Genomic DNA, 20,862 nt, shown 5'->3' with positions numbered 1-20,862 from the left:
GTGGTGAATTAATGACCAAAATTAAGAAAAATATGCTTCGGGATAGGGCTAAAAAACTGCCTGAAATCACAGACGAAATGTGGCAACACGTAAATGACGAATTAAGGACAATTGTTGATGAGTTCATTGCTGTTCAAAACTTTAGTCCAGCAACAAAAAGACAATATCAATCTGGACTAAGGCAGTTTGGTTATTACGTATATCAATCGATGAATAACAAACCTTTATACAAGCTCACCAAAAGGGATATTCTTCGTTATTTAAGCTATCTTCGTGATAACCGCAAACTCTCCTCTTCTGCACAAAGTTTTAAAAAAGCTTGTGTTTCATCCATGTTTAACTACATCGAGAATGTTATTGCTGATGACGAGGATTTCAAAGAGTATCGGAGTTTTAGAAATTTAACCCGAGGACTCCCTCCTATCCCCAAAAACAAAGTATATGACAAAGTGAAAATTACTTTTAATGAGTACAAAGATATGATGGATGTACTTGAAAAGGACGAGAACTATTTAGGTATGGCCTGGCTTGCAACAGCCTTTAATGTTGGAGCCAGAAGGAGTGAAATTATACAATTCAAAACAGAAATACTTGATTATCCAATACCTGAAGGTAAGACATTTGTATACAGTCATAATGTGCGACTAAAAGGTCAAGGTGATGATGGGAAAGTAGAGCCTTATATGATTAATCTTGAAGCATTAAAATACATGCGATTATGGGTTGAAAATAGAGGTTATGAATCAGAGTACATATTTTCAACTAAATACGGTGGCGAAGTTAAACAAGCTTCAAAGTCATGGGCTGATTATTTTTGTTCAAATGTTTTAAGCGATATTCTCCAACGAAGAGTTAATCCTCATATATTTAAAGCCTCTTGTGTAACATATCTTCTTGAAAGTGGAGTGGATTTAAAGCTCGTTTCAAAATATGTTGCACACCACGAAGATGTATCAACTACCATTGCTCACTATGATCTCAGGGAATTTGAAGAAGAGAAGAATAAAATATTCTCTTAATACCCCCCTCTCCTTCCAAATAAAATCCCTCTTTTATTCAGAATCAAGATTCCTCAGACGAGGAATTTTGCTTATGTATAAAACAAAGAATCACTTTGTCCCCTTATAAAGACAAAGTGATTTTAAAATTAGCTATTAGGTAAATCTACTTTTGCAGGAGTACTAGTCCAAGGTTTGCCCATTTTCTTTTTATGAGCTTTATCTTCAAAAAATTGAACTGTAGAATACTGATACCAACTATCAGTCATCGCTCCTTTTTCATATAAATCATATTTATAATATGCATCAGGGATTTGTTCTTTAGCCCAATAAGAGAATAAAATAGTGGCAGCCTTACTCCCCCATCCCAAGCCTGGGACAATTCCGACTAATGACATTGTAACTGATAACGCATTTTTAGCCGCTTTTGTATGCCCAGATAAAGTCCCCACATAATGGTATCCTTTTTTAGGTTTTGCAGCCTGTGTTGTGAATTCATTAGATTTCAAATTATTATTTTCATAATTTGTTCTGTTAGCAACATTTTCATCATACTCAAAGTTTAAGCCTTTTTGTTCTATGCCATCGACTTTTACAGTATGATCATTTCCGTTCATCTGAACTTTGTGAGTTTCATTTCCACTCACATACTCAATTTCAACTAATTTCCCGTTCGATGAAATCTTTTCACTTTTCATTTTGTAATGTAGAGCTAGTTCTTCGTAAGAAGGGGTTGTCTTAGAGTCCTCCTTTGCAGAAGCGTAACCTGCAGGTAAAAGTGAGCCTAAAGTCAATGATGCAGCCATAACACAAGTAATAACTCTTTTCTTTCTCAATTGAAATCCTCCTTGTGTTACACCTTAAGAATCTGAATTACTAAATACTTGCTTAATTTTATAAGCAATTACAGCGAGGTATAAAATTGCAACAAACACTAAAACTCCAGTGCCATAATCAGTTTTTGCAACTAGAAAAAGACTTAACACACCGAAAATAATGTACATTACAATATCAAAGATATTTTTCTTGTTGTTCATTTAAACTCCCCCGTTTAGCAATTGATTCCAGGTGCATATTTGATTGCAGCACCAGTGTATTAAATACTTACAATTTTGTCCAATCCGAACTCTCTGGCAATAATACTTTAATCATATCGCAAAATAATTTTTTGAATTATTTTCAGCACACCTACTCTAACATGATTCTTTTTTGATTTACATAAAAAATCGAAAAATTGAGTCATTTTTCCTTGGAGAATGACTGTGTATAAATTTTAAAAAGGACTATTCATTCATTTTGAGAATTAGAGATACATACTCACACTAATTTAATTTCCATTAAAACCCTTTACATATTTGTCGATAATATGAAGAGGTGATGGAAATGATCAATAAGAAAACAGTTAGAAGAAAATTAGCTGAACTTAATGCGAAGGAGCTCATAAAATTCATAAGAAAAGAATTCCCTTCTACTGGTCAAGATTTCAATTCATTAAATTTAAAACTCCAGGTTTTAAAATCTTTAAATCATGAAGAATTATCTTCAGCAATAGCAAGGATGTCTAGAATAGAAACAGCTTGCGATGTTTCAAAAACAATGTCTTTAGCAGCGATTGTTGTAACGAGCGTAACGCTTTTATTCAAAACTGTGTTTGGTGATGATAATACAATCATGTCATTTTTGGTTGTTCTTTGCGTTCTAGCTCTATACATTTACACAATACTTGACAGGCAAACTCATACAACAGCTGTTTATTTTAAAGAACTCCTTATAAGAATAAAAAGTGATAAATAATTATCTCCCATTCACTGCCATTGTTTCTAAACCATGGTATAATGCAGGAAAATGGTACCGGTGGTGGTTAAATGATTTGGGCAATTTGTGTTTTGTTAATAATAGCTGCTTTCTTTATAATAGGGGATTTTGGAGCAGATAAACAAAAGGAGATAGAAAAACAAAATTTAGAGAAAATAATTTCCGCAGGAAATTACCCAAAGGATTATAAGTCATATATAACCCCAGATAAAAATAAAAAGCTGACTTTAGTTGAATCCGAAAATAAGTTTGTTATTCATCATTTCAATGAAATAATGGCAATTGAAGAAAAATCAATCCCATTTAGCAAGATAATCGAAGCTGAGATAGCTATTGACGATCAATCCATAACAAGAGTTTCTAGAGGTAGTCAAATGGCAGGAGCCGTTATCGGAGGGCTTGCTGCAGGAGGTATTGGGGCTCTTGTTGGAGGGTTATCTTCAGACAGAACTGAGTCCAAATATTTTAGAAAGATTGATCTTAAGTTAAAACTTGATGATTTTTCTAACCCCGTAACTAAAATAGAGTTCTTACCAAGTAAAACTGATACTGGATTAGAAAACACTAAAGGATTTAAACAAAATGATCAAAAAGTTAAGGAAGCTTTATCTAATGTTGAAATTTGGCAAGGGATTATAGAAATAGCAATACGTAAAGGAAGTAAAGCCGCTCAATAGCTGAGTGGCTTTTTTATTTTCCCTCCCCCTACTGAAAGGAAGTGATTCTTACTTGAGTCAAAACCTCAAAATCATATTAACCCCGCAAGCTGATACCTCATCAAAAACTGTCGAACAGTTAAATCAGCAAATCAAATCTTTAGAAAAGAAGCTTAACTCTCTCAAACTCAACACCAATATTGATTCTACAACCTTAAAAGCTCTGCAAGAATTCTCTTCTGCTGTAGATGCGTATCAAAAAAATCTAAAATCCTATAATCAAACAGTAAAAGAAACATCGACAGTAATTAAGAATGCTGATGGATCAGTTGAAAAGCTCACTCAGCAATACAAGAAAAACGGTGAGATTCTTCAACGTGAAACGAAGATAATTAATAATCGCAATGATGCTCTCAGGCAAGAAACTCAAGAAGTTAACAAACTCGCTCAAGCTACTGAAAAATTAGGCCAAGTACAAAAAAAGACGGAACAAAAGAATTTACAAGGTCAAACCACAAAGGTGGTACAGAAAAACCGTAACGGTTTTGAAGATATTGTTTATACGACTGATCCTAAAACTAATGCAACTTCTTCAAAAACTACAACTAACTACGATCAACAACGGAAAGCAATTGAACAGCTAAATCAAAGCCTAGAAAAGTTGAGAGCAAAAGGAATAGTCTCATCCCAGGTACTTACCCGCCTCTCGACTTCAATTAACGGTGCACAAACATCTGCTCAAATTGATCAAATTGCCAACCGTATAAAGCGTCTTGATGATTCATCGACTGCTAAAGCAAAAACAAAAGAACTTGAGCATCAACTTCAATTATATCAACGTCAAGCGCAAATAAATGTTCAAAACCTCAGTACTCGTTACAGCAGTTCACTTAGCACTGCTAACTCCTCTGCTCTACAGAATTACCTCAACTTAGTTAACCAACTTACGGCAAGAACTCCCAACTTAAGAACACAGATGCAGAATCTGAACATGCAATTCAGAGAAGTATCTGCAAATGCATCATCTGCCTCCACTAATGTTTCAGGGTTTGGAGAACAATTAGCGCAATCATTCAGTCGTATGCCCGCATATTTTCTGAGTGGGACAATGTTCTATTCTGGGATTCAAGCACTAAAGTCAATGGTGGAACAAGTTATCCAAATCGACACATTAATGACAGACATTAGACGTGTAATGGATTTACCTGATTACAAGTTTAATGAACTGCTAGAATCCTCAATTGATCTCGGTGATCAGCTTTCTAATAAGATATCAGACATCTTAGAAATCACTGGATCATTTGGACGTATGGGATTTAGTGAATCTGAGCTTGGTGACGTAACTAAAACAGCTCAAGTGTTACAGAACATTTCAGATTTAAATCCAAACGACACTGTTAACACTTTAACAGCAGCAATGCTTAACTTTAATGTTGCAGCAGGTGATTCAATCTCAATTGCTGACAAACTTAATGAAGTTGATAACAACTATGCTGTTAGCACCTTAGACCTTGCAAACAGTATTAGGAAAGCTGGTTCTACAGCCTCTACTTTCGGTGTTGAATTAAACGACTTGATTGGTTACACAACGGCAATTGCTAGCACTACTCGTGAGTCAGGAAATGTTGTAGGTAACTCACTAAAGACCATTTTTGCTCGTATTGGTAATAACCAAAGTTCAATCAAGGCATTAGAAGAGATTGGTATATCGGTTAAAACAGCTGGTGGTGAAGCAAAGTCTTCGAGTGAATTAATTGAGGAACTCGCTGGGAAATGGGATACGTTAAGTGATGCTCAGAAACAAAATACATCAATAGGCGTTGCGGGTATTTATCAGTTATCTCGTTTTAATGCAATGATGAATAACTTCTCCATTGCCCAAAGTGCTGCGAATACTGCTGCAAATTCAGTGGGTAGTTCATGGAAAGAGCAACAAAAATATGCCGATAGCTTGCAAGCAAGAGTTAATCGTTTATCCAATGCTTTTACAGAAATGTCTGTGGCATCAGGTGAAGCGTTAATATCTGATAGTATCGTAGTGTTCGCTGATGCGTTAAAAAGTTTAATGCAATTAAGTGCCCAAGTAACCAAGTCCGTTGGATTACTTCCGCAAGTATTTGGAGCAGCAACAGCTGCAGTAATATTATTTAACTCTTCACTTCGTGCAAGTGCTATAACTTCAGGCACTGCAATGGGTACAGCTCTAAAAAATCTTATCCTTAATTTTAATACTTTTACGGTTGGAGTGACAGCAGCTTCAGCCAAAACAGCAATTTGGAGTAAAATCACAACTGCCTTTTCAACTTCACTTATGAACTTAAAAAAGGCAGCAGTGACTACAGGAACTTTCTTAGCTGGTAGCTTCCTTCCTATGGCAGCAATGATGGCTTTTGGTGTTGTTATTGAGAAGCTAATATCCTCATACTCCAAATTAAAACAAGCACGAGAAGATTTTGAACAAGCTAAAATTACAAGCATTGAAGCAATTACGACCAATAAAGACACAACAGATCAATTAATTGCTCAATACAAAGAGCTTCAAAAAGCAAAAGAATCAGGTACTTTAAGTTCTGAAAAAGAACAGGAGTATCTTCAGGTCACGCAACAATTAGCTCAAACGTTTCCTAACTTAGTTGCTGGTTACGACTCACAAGGGCAAGCAATAATTAAAAATAACGACGCTCTACAAGATGCCATCAAATATACACAAGAACTAGCAGACCTCAATAAGAAAGATATTCAAACGGGTGCCAAAGACACTTTTTCGGATAGTTTGAATGAAATTAAGGATCTTCAGGCTGAAATTGATCAATACGCAAAGATGGCTGACACATACTCAAAAGGAAAGAGTTTCTGGTCATTCTTTGAAAATCCTTTTGCAGATGACAGTTCAATTAAAAATAAAGGTATTAAAGCTGAACAAGATGCTCTTCGTGTTGAACAATCTCTATCTAGCTCACAGTCAAAAATCCGTGAACAAGTCTCTAAAACAGTAGAAGCATTTAATTCCATAAAAATTAACCCTAAACTCACCAAGGAAGTCAATGATGCATTTAACAAGATTGACTTCAGCAAAATGGATGCATCGCAGTTAGAGTCCTTTTCTATCAATGTATCTCAATATATGGATAAAATCCAAAAGGCTCTACAATCAGGAAATCAGACTGATTTTTCTAAAGCCTCTCAAGGTCTTGAAAACCTGATAAGTCAATATGTGAATGGTACTGATAAAGCAAATGGTCTTGTGCTCTCTTATGGGGATCTGAAGGATGCTATTGACTCAACAAACAATTCAGCCGAATCAGCTAAAGTAACATGGGATGAAAATGGAGAAGGCGTAGATGCTTTAGGAGAATCTGTTGGTACCCTATCTGACAAACTTAAAGATGCCAAAGGTGACTTTGAAGCAATTAGTTCCATTATTAGTGACCTTGTTGATTCTAAACAAAATGATTTAGCAATTTCTGCACTGCAAAACGATGCTTATGATGCCATGGCTGATAACATTTCCCCTTTAAATGAATTGCTTGAGAAAATGGCTGAAGGTAAAAGTTTATCAGCTTCGGAAGCTATGAAGTTAATCCAGAAAGAAAACGATCTTGCAGACGCTATTTCAATTGAAAATGGCGTTGTGAAAATAAACAGGGATGCAGTTGTTAAGCTACGTGACGCCAAGCTAAAAGCATACAATGACATGCAGCAGTCTGTTAAGCAGGATCTAATAAATCAAGCTAATGCTTTAAACAAGAAGATTAATATGTATAAATCTGAAGTTAAAGCAATCAAAACTGTTCAAGATGCTTATAATTTGAAATCAGATCTTGAAAAACAAAAACAGAAAATTCTTGAGGAAATGAAAAAAGGTAATGGCGGAGCAATTCAATACCTTCCTAAAACCCAAGAAGATTTAAATCAAGTTACTGACATTACTGATCAACTTGATGAACTTGATAAATTAGCTGATTTAGCCTCCTCTTCTCTATCAGAGACTGGTACATCAATGGAAGATATGTCTTCATCTGCAGAAAAAGCTTCTGAAGAAGTAAAAACTTCCATGTATGTTGTTGATAAATACAAGGAAGCATTAGAAAAAGTTAATGCTGAGATTGACAAGTACAACAAGCAGGTCAATGATTATCCGAAATACTCTCAGAAATATCGAGATGCCATCAAGAAAGAAATTAAAGCACTTCAGCAAAAGAAAAAGCTTATGCAGGAACAAGCTAAGCTGCTTAAAGATCAAATTAAATCCGGTAACATTACTCAATACGGTATTGTAACCTCTACAACTTCTTCTGGCGGAATCCCCTCCTCAACTGGTGGATCATATTCAGGCAAGTATTCAAGCTACATAAATTCAGCAGCTAGTAAATACAATGTTGACCCTGCCCTTATTGCAGCTGTAATTCAGCAAGAATCAGGGTTTAATGCTAAAGCACGATCTGGTGTAGGTGCCATGGGATTAATGCAACTGATGCCAGCAACAGCAAAAAGCTTAGGAGTAAATAACGCTTACGATCCTTATCAAAATGTTATGGGTGGAACAAAGTACCTCGCCCAACAACTTGAAAAGTTTGGCGGTAATGTTGAAAAAGCATTGGCTGCATATAATGCTGGGCCTGGTAACGTAATTAAATATGGTGGTATCCCTCCTTTTAAAGAAACACAGAATTACGTCAAGAAGATCATGGCCAACTATAGCAAATCGCTCTCATCTGCCACTTCTTCAATCGCCAGCTATTATACAAATAATAGTGCTTTTAGGGTAAGCTCCAAATATGGACAACAGGAATCTGGTCTCCGCTCCTCCCCACACAAAGGAACTGATTTTGCTGCAAAAGCAGGTACAGCAATTAAATCTCTTCAAAGTGGTAAAGTCCAAATTGCTGGCTACAGTAAAACTGCAGGTAACTGGGTTGTTATTAAACAGGATGATGGAACAGTTGCCAAGTACATGCACATGCTTAACACTCCTTCTGTAAAAGCAGGTCAAACAGTTAAAGCCGGTCAAACTATTGGTAAAGTTGGTAGCACAGGGAACTCGACTGGGAACCACCTTCATTTACAGATCGAACAAAATGGAAAAACAATCGATCCTGAAAAGTACATGCAAGGTATTGGAACTTCTATTTCAGATGCGTCACAAGCTGAGGCAGAACGACAACAAGGGATAGCTCAGGCTAAATCTGATCTTCTCTCCCTCCAAGGAGATATCAGTTCAGTCAATGATCAGATTCAAGAACTTCAGTATGAACTAGTTCAATCTAAACTCGATGAGTTTGATAAAAGAATTGGAGATTTTGATGTTCGGATAGCAAAAGATGAATCAATGGCTAACAGATACACTTCTGACAGCAAGGAATTCCGAAAATACACCTCTGATCAGAAAAAAGCTGTGGCAGAGCAAGCTAAAATCCAACAACAAAAAGTTAATTGGATTCAAAAAGAAATTAAAACAAATAAAGCATTGAACTCCGCTCAACGTGCACAGCTTCAAGAAGAGCTTAAACAAGCCAAGCTAGATTTAATTTCTGTTCAAGACCAGGTTCGTGAGTTACAGAAACAACTTGTCCAATCTAAAGTTGATGAGACACTCAAATCAATTGAAAAGTCATCTTCTAAAACCCAAGGGAAAATTAAAGATGTTGATAATAAAATATCAATGACTGAAGAAGATGAAGACAAGGTTAAGTACTATAGCAAACAGATAAAGCTTATTCAGCAACAACAAAAGGAAGCCAAAAAATATATCAAACAGCTTGAAGAGCAAAAGAAAGCTGCGAAAGGTTTCCCTGACATCCAGGAACAGATTACTGAAGAAATCGAAAACTGGAAAGATAAACAGAAAGATTTTAACCTTGAGCTTTATAACACCAAGAAGTCGATCAAGGATATCTATAAATCATTGGCTGATGAAGTTGTATCCATCTACAAAGAGATGTACGAAAAAATGCGGGATATTGAGTTAGAAGCCCATCAGAAAGCGACACAAGATAAGATTGATGAGATCGACAAAGAAGACGAAGAAGCTAAGTATCAAAAGGAATTGAAGGAGAAAAACCAAGCAATACAGGAAACAAAAGATAAGATCAATAAACTTTCCATGGACGACTCCTCTGAGGCTAAATCGCAAGTCAAAGACCTAGAGAAACAGCTTCAAGAACAACAGGAAGCTTTGAATGAGTATATTAAAGATCGTAGCAACACAAAACGGAAAGAGGCCCTTCAGGATCAGCTTGATAAAGATGAAGAATCAATTAACAACAAGTACGATGACCTGGTAAATGATGAACGAGCATTCAAAAAGCTTGAAGATAAGCTTATGGATGGTAAAATCACTGATATCGCTAAACAGCTTAATGAATTCACCAAGTTCATAAACGAGAATATGAAGTCGATTGGGAAAAGTATTTCCAATAACTTGATTGATAAGCTTAAGGACGCTGCCAGTGCATTAAATACCGTTACAACTGGAAATACAACAGGTAAAAAGGTGTCATCTTTTGCTTCTGGTGGATATACAGGCACGGGACTTGGAGCAGGAAAGCTTGCATTCTTACATGACAAGGAACTTATTTTAAACAAGACAGATACTGAAAACATGCTGGAAGCTGTGAAACAAGTACGTCAAACGTCCACTGATAACTCAGTAAAGACTGCCTCTAAATGGGGTCAACCTGGTAAAATTTCAGATGTTTTAAGTAAGAGTATTTCTCTTGTTACACCAGCAATGAACGCTGCAGTTGCTAGTCAAACAAATCTAACTAAAGGCTTAATTCCAACTCTTAAGAACTTCTCGACACCTACTGTAACCCCTTCTACACTTCAAGGAAATACATCAAACAATCAGAACTCATTCACAATTAATGTAACAGAAGCTAGTAATGCTAAAGAAACTGCAAGCTTAGTGTACAAACAATTAGCAAATGGTCTTAAAAATACTGGACTGAATTTCAACATTACATGAGTCGGCTAAAGCCGGCTCTTTTTATATTGGGGGTGAAAAATTGATTAGACAGAGCCAATATTTCCTGTTTGACAACGAAAAGTCGATTGACTACGGAGTGGAAAACGTTAATACAGAGTCTGGGTTAGTTGAGGAATCTTTTTTGGGTTCACGATCAGTTAATGAAACTTATGTAAAAGGAAGATCAGAGCCGTACACTGAAGGTGTCAAAAGAGAAGCAAAACAATTTCCTTTAAACTTTTATGTTGGTGAAAATTATGATGAGAAAAAAATAAGAGCAATTAAGCGCTGGCTAGATGTTGATGATTACAAGCCTTTAGCGTTCAGTGAAAATTTAGACAATGTGTATTATGCAATGCCCGTGGACACCAGTGATTTAGTCCATAATGCGGCTAGACATGGATATGTTCGTTTGACAATGAAATGCAACTCCCCTTATGCATACAGTCGAAACACAAGTACCCACTCCTTTGATATATCATCAGGAATGAAAATCATTGAACTCCATAACAAAGGTGATGTTGTGATTTACCCTACTGTTGAAATTCTTAAAATTGGTGACGGCGATGTAAAAATCGAGAACCTGAGTGATTATACTGAACCCTTTATATTTAGCAATCTAAAAGACAGAGAAATTGTTAAAGTGAATGGTGATAAAGAAATAATCGAGTCGTCTTTATATGGGAATGAAAGATACGATAATTTCAATGACAATTATATTAGATTAGATTACGGAAAAAACCGATTAAAAGTGTCAGGGAAATGCAAACTGAGATTCGCTTTCAGATTTAAGTATCGGTAAGAAGGTGAAAAATTGATAACTATTCGCAAGGATACAGAAATAAAAAACATACGTTTATCCCTTGCTAAGCCAGATAAGACTAAAATAGCCAACATTGATGAAGTTCTAAATCCCACTGTAACTTTAAATCATGGAAGCAGCGTCCATGAACTCTCCTTCTCTATCCCACGTAAGGCCACCTATGATGGAGTCATTAAAAGAAATCATGTTGTAGATCTACTAAAACCCTGGTATCTAATTAAAACAGAGTTTTATGGGCTTACGATTTGGTTTATTATCACTAAAAGAACCAAGTCATTCAGCAGTGAAATGGATACTGTACAAGTTGAGTGCCGATCTCTTCAACATGAATTGAGCAGAATAAACGTTCTTAAATATGAAGAGACATCTAAAAACCTCCAGGAAGTAGTTACAGACTGTTTAAAGAATACCAGTTGGACGGTTGGATACATAGATACTCTCTTTAACATAAAACGAAGACAGTTTGATGTATCATCAACTAACAAGCTTGATTTTTTATATTCAATCTGCGAGAAGTTCGATGCAGTTCCAGTCTTTGATACAGTAAAAGAAACTGTAAGCTTCTATAAAGAATCCGACATTTCCAAATACAAAGGCCTTCAACTGAACCCTCGGCAATATATGATTAGCATGGACGATTCTGAGGATGCAGACGAATTGGTAACAAGACTATATGCTACTGGAAAAGATGGTATCAGTATTAATTCAGTTAACCCAACTGGACAATCCTACATTGATGACTTTTCTTATTTCCTCTTCCCCTTTCAACGTGACGAACAACGAAATGTTATTTCCCACAGTGCCTATATGCCAGATGAACTTTGTCATGCAATTCTTGATTATAATGACCTTGTTAATAACGAAGGAAATGCGTTTAATAAACTTCTCACACAAAAGAACGCAGCTGAAACTAGTTTAACCGAATTGAATAATGAGCTTTACACCTTTGACCTTGAAGTCCAAAAGCTATTAGATCGAATTGAAGTTGCGAAGAAAGCTGGAGATGACACAAGTCAACTGAAAGCTCAACTCGCCATAAAGCAGAAAGCAGTTGTAGAAAAGAAAAACCAAATTGCTACGATTGAATCAACAATTTCTCAAATATCTGCTTCAATTTCCAAGCTTAAAGAAAAGCTCTCTTTTGAGAACAATTTTAGTGAAAATCAGCAAAAACTGCTCTCACGTTTCATTTCGACAACTGAGTGGTCAAATGACAGCATCTATGATGAGAATGAACTTTATGATGATGCCAACGAAGAACTCGAAAGTCGTAATACACCGCCAGTGAATGTAACACTCGATATAGTAAACTTTTTTAACTGTATTAGTGAAAAACATAACTGGGATAGGTTCAGTTTAGGAGACATAGTACGAGTTCAACAGAATGATTTAAATACCGATATTAAAGCCATACTTTCAGCAATAACAATTAATTTTGAACAATCAAATATTAGTGTCACTATAACAAATGGAAAAAGAGTTCAATCTGATTTTGAGAAAATCGTTAAGACCGTTTACAGAACAAACAAAATAAGTACTGAATTAAATAAAAGAAAGATTGAATGGGACAAAGTAACTGAAAACTTCAATATCCGGAATGACAGAATCTCAGTGCAGCCTGCACCTCCTACCATTGCTTCTGATGGCACTGCAATTACCCATAAAGTAAATGATAACGGGTCAGTTGATATTTCCATTCAGTGGAACTATGTTGATTCCGATGAGGACAAATACAACATTGATGGATTTGAGGTTTACTTACACGGTAGTGATGACAATGAGGAATACACATTTGGCTCTGTGCAAGCCAGTGAAAATTTACAAAATGTTAAATATGACAGACGCACAGCCACTTTTACCGGATTACCTTCAAATATGTACTACACTATCGGTGTTCAAGCTTATCGAAGAGTAGATGCAGATATAGATATAAATCAGATTCTTCTTTCGGATATAGTTAAATCAAATCATCCTTCTGAAAACCCCTACCTCCCTTCTCCATCTATCGAAGTAAAAGGAAGCCTTAGTGGAAAAGTTAATGGTCTCTATACAATCTCCACAGAAACTAAGCCAGAAGATCCAGAGACAGGGACAATTTGGATCAATCCCCAGAACAATAAACAAGAACTGTTTAACGGAGAAGAATGGATTGTCTCATCTGCAGGTTCGGCAGACTCCTTAAATGGTTTTACAGCTTCTACAACCACCTCGCCAAATTCAATACCAGTGCGCAATGAATTAGGAATTATTAGTGGTTCAATAGACGGTAATGCAGAGTTGTTAGGTGGACGACCAGCATCAGATTATGCATTAGCTGAAAATATCCCCCTACCTCCTAAGTTCTCAAAGGGTGTTTATATAGGAGATGGTACTCCAAGTAAACAAATCCCCCTCTCCTTTACTCCAGATCTAGTCAAAATAACTCCAATTTCAACTGATGACAGTATGCTGGTTATTGAAAGTCCTACAGGTGGTTATGCCTATCAATGTACAGCGTCTGGTCTCTCTCTAGTTGGCGGAGATTTAAGCTACGGAGCTTTAGACGATAAAATCTTTATAACTGGCTCAGATGAAAATTTTAGAGGAAACAAATTAAATGTCAAATATATATGGGAAGCTTACCAGCAAAATTAAACGGAGGTGATTAATTTGACCGACTTTGCTGAATTGTATAACGATCCAATTTTAAGTAAAAAAAGAAAAGGTTCAGTTGATGATCCCTATCTGACTTATAATGAGACATTAACTGTCTATAACGGCAGAGTACTTCTGACTGAGATTCCAAACAGAGAGTTTCGTGTCGAAGTTATAGGAAGTAACGAGGAATGGCGAGAAATTGAAGATGGTGAGCTTGAAGACAATTATTTTAAGGTTGATTACCTTATGGGTGTTGTCTTTTTTAATGTTTCAAATGAAGGAAAATCACTTACCTTTAATTACAGTGGTGAAGGTGCCTCCTTCTTCCCTGCCTCTCGAATTTGGATAAAACGACAAGGGAATATGGTTATTGAAACTCTTCAAGGACTTATCGATGAAGCTGAAGATACAATAATTCGAATGAATGAACGTATAGCTGAATGTGAACGAGTTACAAAACGGTGCCAAGAAGTGACAGCCTGGTGTAGACAGGCTACATCAAATTATGAAGAAGTTGTAGAAAATACAAGAAAAATTTATAAACCATCTGTCTATACTTATTCAGATATTCTCACATATTACCCAACCCCACAAATTGGTTGGACGGTGACTGTTAAAGAAACAAAAATCGTTTATCGATGGGATGGATTTGAGTGGGTAGATATTGGAACTTCCGAGGTATATGAAGGTTTTAATATACTCCTAAGCGCAACCGAACCATTTAATGCAAATTATATCTGGTATAAGGATGTCTCTTTTTCACCTGAGAAAAAAAGAGTTGTTGTTTCAGATACAGCACCAGATTCAGGACAAGTATGGTACAAAACTGACTAAGATCCCCTCCGGGATCTTTTTTATTGGAGGAAAGTTATGGCTGGTTTTTATAGATATGATCAAAATTTAGATAAATATGTTCCGATGCCTGTTGAACTACTAGCTTCAGAAGGAGAAGAATACACCGCTCCTAAAATTACTCAGAAGTTTAATGAAGTAGAAACGAAAACAACAGAAATTTTAAACAAGGTATTAACTGATGACAGATATTTTACAGTAACAAGTTCTTTTAAACAGGATGCCACTCTTGGTATTGAGTACTATGTTACTAAGGTTACTCCTAAAACAACCGAAGCTAAAAAAAGTATGGTTCAAAAAACGTTTGCATATGACTTTGAAAAATCCATTGATCCCACATCTTCTTATTTTGGTACAACAAATCGTGAAACAGTTTTAAGTATGGCCAAACGAAAAAGATCTGTTGTTGCAATAAATGCTAGTGGTTGGCGATCAAATGGTGAAGTCATGGGGCTTCAAATTAAAGACGGAGTACTCTACAAAGATTATGACGCTGCTGGATACACAGGTGCTGAAGCTTGTGTATTTTTTGATGATGGAACTATGAGGGTTTACGGAAACAGAGAAGTTGATGCCGACATCCTAATTTCTAAGGGCGCACGAAACTCTTTTGCTTTTGGCATTTGGTTAGTTAAAGATTCTAAACCAAGAACCGCTCAAATGACTACATGGGCAGATTTAAATGTTAAGCATCCTCGACAAGCCATTGGGCAAAGATCTGATGGTACACTAGTTATCATTACTGTAGATGGCCGCTCACTTCGATCCAGTGGTATTACAGCTTATGATATGCCATCTTTATTTTTATCTGAAGGCTGTATTAATGCATTTCTTTTAGATGGTGGTGGAAGCTCTCAAACTGCTGTTGAAGGAAAATATATTAATAACATTAGTGATGGCATTGAACGTGCAGTGGTCGATACCTTAACAATTTCATATCCTGATGACGATACAGATAGCAGATTTTTTGAAGTTCAAGAAGGAAGAGGTTTGGCAACAAGTCTAAACAGACGTGTAGAGTTTATTGAATCCAAGCCTACTTGGAATGTATTAGATTTAGGCTTCTCACCAGATGGCTTAATCGATAATACAGCTAAGTTTAAAAAAGCCCTTAGTGATTTATCTGAAAAAGGTGGAGGGAAACTACATTTTCCGAAAGGTACATATTTAATCGGTAAGCAGAATACAACTAGCGCTAGTGAAAAAATTGAACTTCCTTCAAATGTCTCAATTGTTGGTGAAAGACGATCCTACACTAAACTCCTTCGAAATCCAAATCACTCACTTGATGAATTGTTGCGAATCACAGATCACAATTATATAGAAGGCATTGAAATTGATGGCAATAGCAGTGTAAATAAGAGTAGCTGCCGATTGATCGCAGGTGGAAATATAAAATCATTTAAAATGAAAGACTGCAGCTTGGTTAATGCTACAGACCGAGGAGTGAGTATTCACGGGATCGGCAAGTCTATAACGATTGAAGGAATGTATATTTCCAATATAGCCAACGAGTGCATTAACGTTGCTGAAGGAGAAATTATTAAACTAATTGACTCTGAGATCACATTTAGCGGTACTGCCCTTTGGGTGGGTAATGCTGCAAATATCTTCACTAAGAATAACCTCGCAAAATCCTTAAAAACCTTCGTCCGGTACAAAAACTCTCAAAATGCAATTTGCTCAGGAAACATTATCACTAATAATATTGATCGCGCAATTTGGGGATCTGTAAGAGAAGCTGTTTTCTCTGATAATGTTTTCAAGCAATGCCACTCTGATTATCACCTTTACTTTATTCAAGAAGACACTGGAACAAACGATTTAATTGTAACTGGGAACTCAGTTTATAGTGATGTTGAAGGCACAGCTTTCATTAGAACTCCATCAGATATAGACAGAAGACGAGTATCGGGTAACGTAGGTAATATTCCTAGCTTGAACTTGGATTAAGACTAAAGGAACAATAAAGGTGGTGGTTACATTCTAGATAAAATATAGATTTTATTCAAAATACATACTTGAAAAACAGAGATAGCAAGAGCATACGTGAGATAAAGAGAGATTGGGTTTATCCCCTTCTCTCTTTTTTGTGTTCAAATTTAATTTTAGGAGAGATTTTTTTTATGACAATTCAAGCGAGACAAATGCTGGTACCGTCAAGTAAATATTCAATTAAATGTCCTTATGCAATGACAGCTGAGTATATCACATTCCATAATACAGCCAATGATGCATCGGCAAATAATGAAATTAGCTATATGAGAAACAATAACGCAACAGTATCATATCATTTCGCTGTAGATGATGAAGAAGTTGTTCAAGGACTTCCTACAAACCGTAATGCATGGCACTGCGGTGATGGAGAACACGGGACAGGAAACCGTAAATCAATTGGTGTGGAAGTTTGTTACTCTAAATCAGGTGGAGAACGTTATAGAAAAGCAGAAGCACTGGCAATCAAGTTCATTGCACAACTACTCAAAGAACTAGGCTGGGGAGTTGAGCGAGTTAAGAAGCACCAAGAGTGGTCTGGCAAATATTGTCCTCACCGTGTTTTAGATGAAGGTCGTTGGAATGAAGTTAAAGCTGCAATTGCCGCTGAATTAAAATCTCTCGGTGGCAAATCAACTACTCCAACTAAAACATCTACTAAACCAACAACATCCTCTCCTTCCTCTTCATCAGCAGCAAGTGGTTCCCTTAAATCAAAAGTTGACGGTCTTCGTTTCTATTCAAAACCATCATGGGAAGATAAAGATGTTGTCGGCACAGTAAATAAAGGCATTGGATTTCCTACAGTTGTTGAGAAAGTTAAAGTCGGATCTGCGTATCAATACAAAGTTAAGAACTCTAAAGGCGCTACATATTACATCACTGCTTCTGACAAATATGTTGATGTTACAGGATCAGTTAAAGCCTCTTCTCCTGCCCCAAAAACAACATCAACTTCTTCAAGCTCCTCATCTATTAAATCCGTGGGAAAAATCAAAATTATCGGTGTATCAAGCGCAGCAATCGTAATGGACAAACCTGATAGAAATAGTTCTAAAAATATTGGCACAGTCAAGCTTGGAAGCACTATTTCAATTTCTGGTTCAGTTAAAGGTAAAAACAATTCCAAAGGTTACTGGGAAGTTATTTATAACGGTAAACGTGGATACATCTCAGGACAGTTTGGTTCAAAAATCTAATTATATTCAATTATCTCGGGGATATTTGTTGATCTAATGTATCAGTGACTATCCTCTTAATTTTAGGAGGTGATGTAATGTCACCTTTCTATATTCATTAAAGGTTGGTGACAAATGGATAACTTTGAGCAAAGCACCATTTCAAGATTAAGTGCACTAGAAGAAAAAGCAAAACACACCAATAACAAGATTGACTCTCTTGAAGAAAGAACAAATGTTATCGGTCGTATCGCAACACTTGTTGAGCAACAAGTCGAAATTAACAAAGACTCTCAAGCGCAATCAAGAGAACAGTTCAGCACTCTTAACGAAATGAGTAACAGTTTAAAAAATCTAAGCAAATCATATGAAAAACTGGACAATCGAGTTGAAATATTGGAACGCTCTGATTCCACTCGTAAAATTGATCCCTCACAGTTTACTAAAGACCTTGTATTCAAGGTGCTACCAAGTGTGGTTGCAACTATTGTCGGTGCATGGTTGCTCATACATTTTGGCCTTAAATAAAATTACAGGAGACGATTAAATGACTAAAATCAACTGGAAAGTAAGACTGAAAAAGAAGACATTCCTTGTTGCGATTTTCTCTGCAACACTTTTATTTGTACAAGCAATTGCCTCTGCTTTCGGATATGACTTGACGGTATTTGGTGAAAATTTGACAGAGAAATTTAATGCACTTCTAACTTTTTTAACTGCAATGGGTATCATTGTTGACCCAACAACTCAAGGTATTTCTGATAGTGAACAAGCAATGGATTATGATTCACCGAGATAAAACCCCTACCCTTCTCGTAATTGAGGAGGGTATTTTTTTCGTTATTTAAGGTAACATTAATCTTCCTTATTCATTTAAATATGATAAAATATTACATATTTAGATATTTAATATAGGAGGGCTTGTGTTGGAGCAGATGATCTCTTCTTCTAAAGTTGGAGTGAAAATAAATGAGTGGTATAAATACATAAGATTATTTAGTGTCCCAGATTCGGAAATATTGAAAGCTGAGGTCGAGGAAGAAATAAGGCATATGAAGGAAGACCAAGATTTATTGCTGTACTATTCTCTCATGTGTTTTCGCCATCAATTAATGCTGGATTACCTTGAACCAAAAACAATGAACGAAGAACGACCTAAAATTTCAGACTTATTAGAAAAGATCGAAAGTAGCCAAACTGATTTGAAAGGGATTCTTGAATATTATTTTAACTTTTTCCGTGGAATGTATGAATTTGAACAATACGAATATCTTAATGCCATAAGCTTCTATAAGCAAGCCGAGAGAAAATTATCACTTGTTGCAGATGAGATTGAGCGAGCAGAATTCCACTACAAAGTTGCAGAAATTTATTATCATATGAAGCAAACTCATATGTCGATGCATCACATTGTTCAAGCAATCGATAGTTATAAAGCACATGAAAACTACACTGTAAGAGTTATTCAATGCTCATTTGTCATCGGTCTAAACTATTTGGATATGGACTTCCCTGAAAAAGCGATCCCTCATTTTAAAGATGCTCTAGATAAAGCAAGAAAAATTGATATGTCACGATTAATTGGATCATCTCTGTACAATCTTGGCTTATGTTCATTTGCTGAGGAAGCTTATGAAAAGGCGGCTGAGTACTTTAAGGAGGGTATTAGAGTATACCAGGATAATGGGTATGAGCACTCAAATCGTTTATTAGACATATTACTTATGTTGACAAAAACCACATTTAAAATGAGAAATCATTCCGAGGGAATTTCTTGGTGTGCACATGGTCTGTCTTTGTCCGAAGATTTAAACGATGAGATCATGGCCAAAATGTTTGAATTCATTCATGCCCTATATGTAGATAACGACAAAGGAAAATTAAATTCGATTCTAAATTATTTAGAATTAAAGTCAATGTTTTCAGACGTGGAGGATTTAGCATCAGATGCAGCGAAGTATTACAATGAAAAAGAAGACCATAAAGTGGCTGTTGCTTATTATGAGAAAGTGCTTTATGCCCGTAAACAAATTCAGAGAGGGGATTGTCTTTATGAAACTTAAGCATGCATCTGTCTTTATTTTAGCCATTGTTTTAATTGGATTTGTAAGCATTTATTTAACTAACACTCAAAAAGATGTCCAAGAAGCACGCAGAGGACATACAGCCAGTATCGTTTTTACTGATGGTCATTCGTATGAAATTGCAAGTAGAGGACATACTTCTTAATGTGTTTTTCTTATACCCCCTCCAAAATGAGGGGGTTATTTTTATGATTTATGTCCCCCAGTAAGTCCAGCTCTGTGAAGTGCAGTTCCTGCGGGTGTATAAGAGACTGCTCTCAGAATGGCTTTCGATCCATACTTGCTTCTAATCCCATCCATTACAAACCCGAGTCTCCTTCTCTTTTCATTATCCACTTCAAATAAACTCAGCTGCTGATTAACATCATCCTCAATATTTGATAACGTAACTGAGATACTTCTCACTGTTTTACCCGAGTAAAACTTATTAAAGAGCATCAAACAGCACCTATAAATGTCCATGGTGATATTTGTGGGAAGATCAATTGTTTTGGATCGGTGAAACCCACCACCAAGCTCATCCTTACTGTAACCAATTCCCAGGCTGATTGTTCGCCCAACTTTATTATGTGTACGAGCCCTTCTTGCAACTTCTTCACAAATTTCCAAAAGAACAGCTTTAATCTCTTCTTTTTTCGTATAATCCCTCAGTAAAATCTGACTCTTGCCAAAACTAATCTGACCCTGCATCAAAGGAGCACCTATTTCAGACAAATCGATTCCATGAGCATGATAATACAACTGGTTCCCCATTATTCCAAATTTCTTCTCAAGCAACTCTAAAGGGAACTTAGCTAACTGCCCTACAGTTGATATTCCCATCCGATTCAGATTTCTTTCCATCCTCCCTCCTATTC

Annotated in this window: 16 protein-coding genes; 13 read left to right on the top strand and 3 right to left on the bottom strand. The window is 36.2% G+C overall.

All coding sequences use genetic code 11. The features are described from left to right. Nucleotides 1-11: 11 nt before the first annotated feature. Entirely contained in the window at nucleotides 12-1,019 is a 1,008-nt protein-coding gene (locus LNN34_RS04765; protein ID WP_072183687.1) for a tyrosine-type recombinase/integrase, read from the top strand. Nucleotides 1,020-1,147: 128 nt separating this feature from the next. Here the strand turns inward: LNN34_RS04765 and LNN34_RS04760 are convergent, their stop codons facing one another. Continuing rightward, the gene (locus tag LNN34_RS04760; protein ID WP_229042837.1) at nucleotides 1,148-1,834 is read right to left on the bottom strand and encodes a hypothetical protein; all 687 of its coding nucleotides are present in this window, start codon (nucleotides 1,832-1,834) and stop codon (nucleotides 1,148-1,150) included. 24 nt (nucleotides 1,835-1,858) lie between these two features. Next, entirely contained in the window at nucleotides 1,859-2,035 is a 177-nt protein-coding gene (locus LNN34_RS04755; RefSeq protein ID WP_009966645.1) for a hypothetical protein, read from the bottom strand. A gap of 346 nt (nucleotides 2,036-2,381) precedes the next feature. On the opposite strand from LNN34_RS04755, the gene LNN34_RS04750 reads away from it, so the two are divergent. From LNN34_RS04750 to LNN34_RS04695, 12 genes are all read left to right on the top strand, one after another. Then, nucleotides 2,382-2,792, top strand: coding sequence for a hypothetical protein (locus tag LNN34_RS04750; protein WP_229042836.1), 411 nt, complete (start codon nucleotides 2,382-2,384; stop codon nucleotides 2,790-2,792). Nucleotides 2,793-2,863: 71 nt separating this feature from the next. Then, a complete protein-coding gene (locus LNN34_RS04745; RefSeq protein ID WP_229042835.1) occupies nucleotides 2,864-3,490 on the top strand; it encodes a hypothetical protein in 627 nt (208 codons plus the stop codon). A 52-nt stretch (nucleotides 3,491-3,542) separates the two neighbouring features. After that, nucleotides 3,543-10,436, top strand: a complete 6,894-nt coding sequence (locus LNN34_RS04740) for a phage tail tape measure protein (RefSeq protein ID WP_229042834.1) — start codon at nucleotides 3,543-3,545, stop codon at nucleotides 10,434-10,436. A gap of 40 nt (nucleotides 10,437-10,476) precedes the next feature. Further along, nucleotides 10,477-11,238, top strand: coding sequence for a distal tail protein Dit (locus LNN34_RS04735; protein ID WP_229042833.1), 762 nt, complete (start codon nucleotides 10,477-10,479; stop codon nucleotides 11,236-11,238). A 12-nt stretch (nucleotides 11,239-11,250) separates the two neighbouring features. Further along, nucleotides 11,251-13,893, top strand: coding sequence for a DUF7361 domain-containing protein (locus LNN34_RS04730; protein ID WP_229042832.1), 2,643 nt, complete (start codon nucleotides 11,251-11,253; stop codon nucleotides 13,891-13,893). A 15-nt stretch (nucleotides 13,894-13,908) separates the two neighbouring features. Then, a complete protein-coding gene (locus LNN34_RS04725) occupies nucleotides 13,909-14,730 on the top strand; it encodes a hypothetical protein (RefSeq protein WP_229042831.1) in 822 nt (273 codons plus the stop codon). Between the two features lie 36 nt (nucleotides 14,731-14,766). Continuing rightward, the gene (locus tag LNN34_RS04720; protein ID WP_229042830.1) at nucleotides 14,767-16,701 is read left to right on the top strand and encodes a phosphodiester glycosidase family protein; all 1,935 of its coding nucleotides are present in this window, start codon (nucleotides 14,767-14,769) and stop codon (nucleotides 16,699-16,701) included. Nucleotides 16,702-16,874: 173 nt separating this feature from the next. Further along, complete coding sequence (locus LNN34_RS04715; RefSeq protein ID WP_229042829.1) at nucleotides 16,875-17,942, top strand: N-acetylmuramoyl-L-alanine amidase family protein; 1,068 nt, start codon at nucleotides 16,875-16,877, stop codon at nucleotides 17,940-17,942. Between the two features lie 114 nt (nucleotides 17,943-18,056). Further along, nucleotides 18,057-18,449, top strand: coding sequence for a hypothetical protein (locus tag LNN34_RS04710; protein WP_229042828.1), 393 nt, complete (start codon nucleotides 18,057-18,059; stop codon nucleotides 18,447-18,449). 19 nt (nucleotides 18,450-18,468) lie between these two features. Then, a complete protein-coding gene (locus LNN34_RS04705) occupies nucleotides 18,469-18,720 on the top strand; it encodes a phage holin (protein ID WP_229042827.1) in 252 nt (83 codons plus the stop codon). Nucleotides 18,721-18,847: 127 nt separating this feature from the next. Then, complete coding sequence (locus LNN34_RS04700) at nucleotides 18,848-19,984, top strand: aspartate phosphatase (protein WP_229042826.1); 1,137 nt, start codon at nucleotides 18,848-18,850, stop codon at nucleotides 19,982-19,984. After that, a complete protein-coding gene (locus tag LNN34_RS04695) occupies nucleotides 19,974-20,150 on the top strand; it encodes an aspartate phosphatase (protein ID WP_229042825.1) in 177 nt (58 codons plus the stop codon). The genes LNN34_RS04700 and LNN34_RS04695 overlap by 11 nt, the downstream gene beginning before the upstream one ends. Before the next feature lie 41 nt (nucleotides 20,151-20,191). On the opposite strand, the gene LNN34_RS04690 is transcribed toward LNN34_RS04695, so the two are convergent. Beyond that, nucleotides 20,192-20,862 (bottom strand): DNA polymerase thumb domain-containing protein (locus LNN34_RS04690; RefSeq protein ID WP_416378565.1); only part of this gene is annotated, 671 nt, incomplete at its 5' end.

This window comes from Bacillus sp. AF23, assembly GCF_020861455.1.
Taxonomy (GTDB): Bacteria; Bacillota; Bacilli; order Bacillales; family Bacillaceae; genus Bacillus; species Bacillus halotolerans.
The sequence above is the reverse complement of the archived record's forward strand: the minus strand, read 5'-3'. Positions and strand labels throughout refer to the sequence as shown.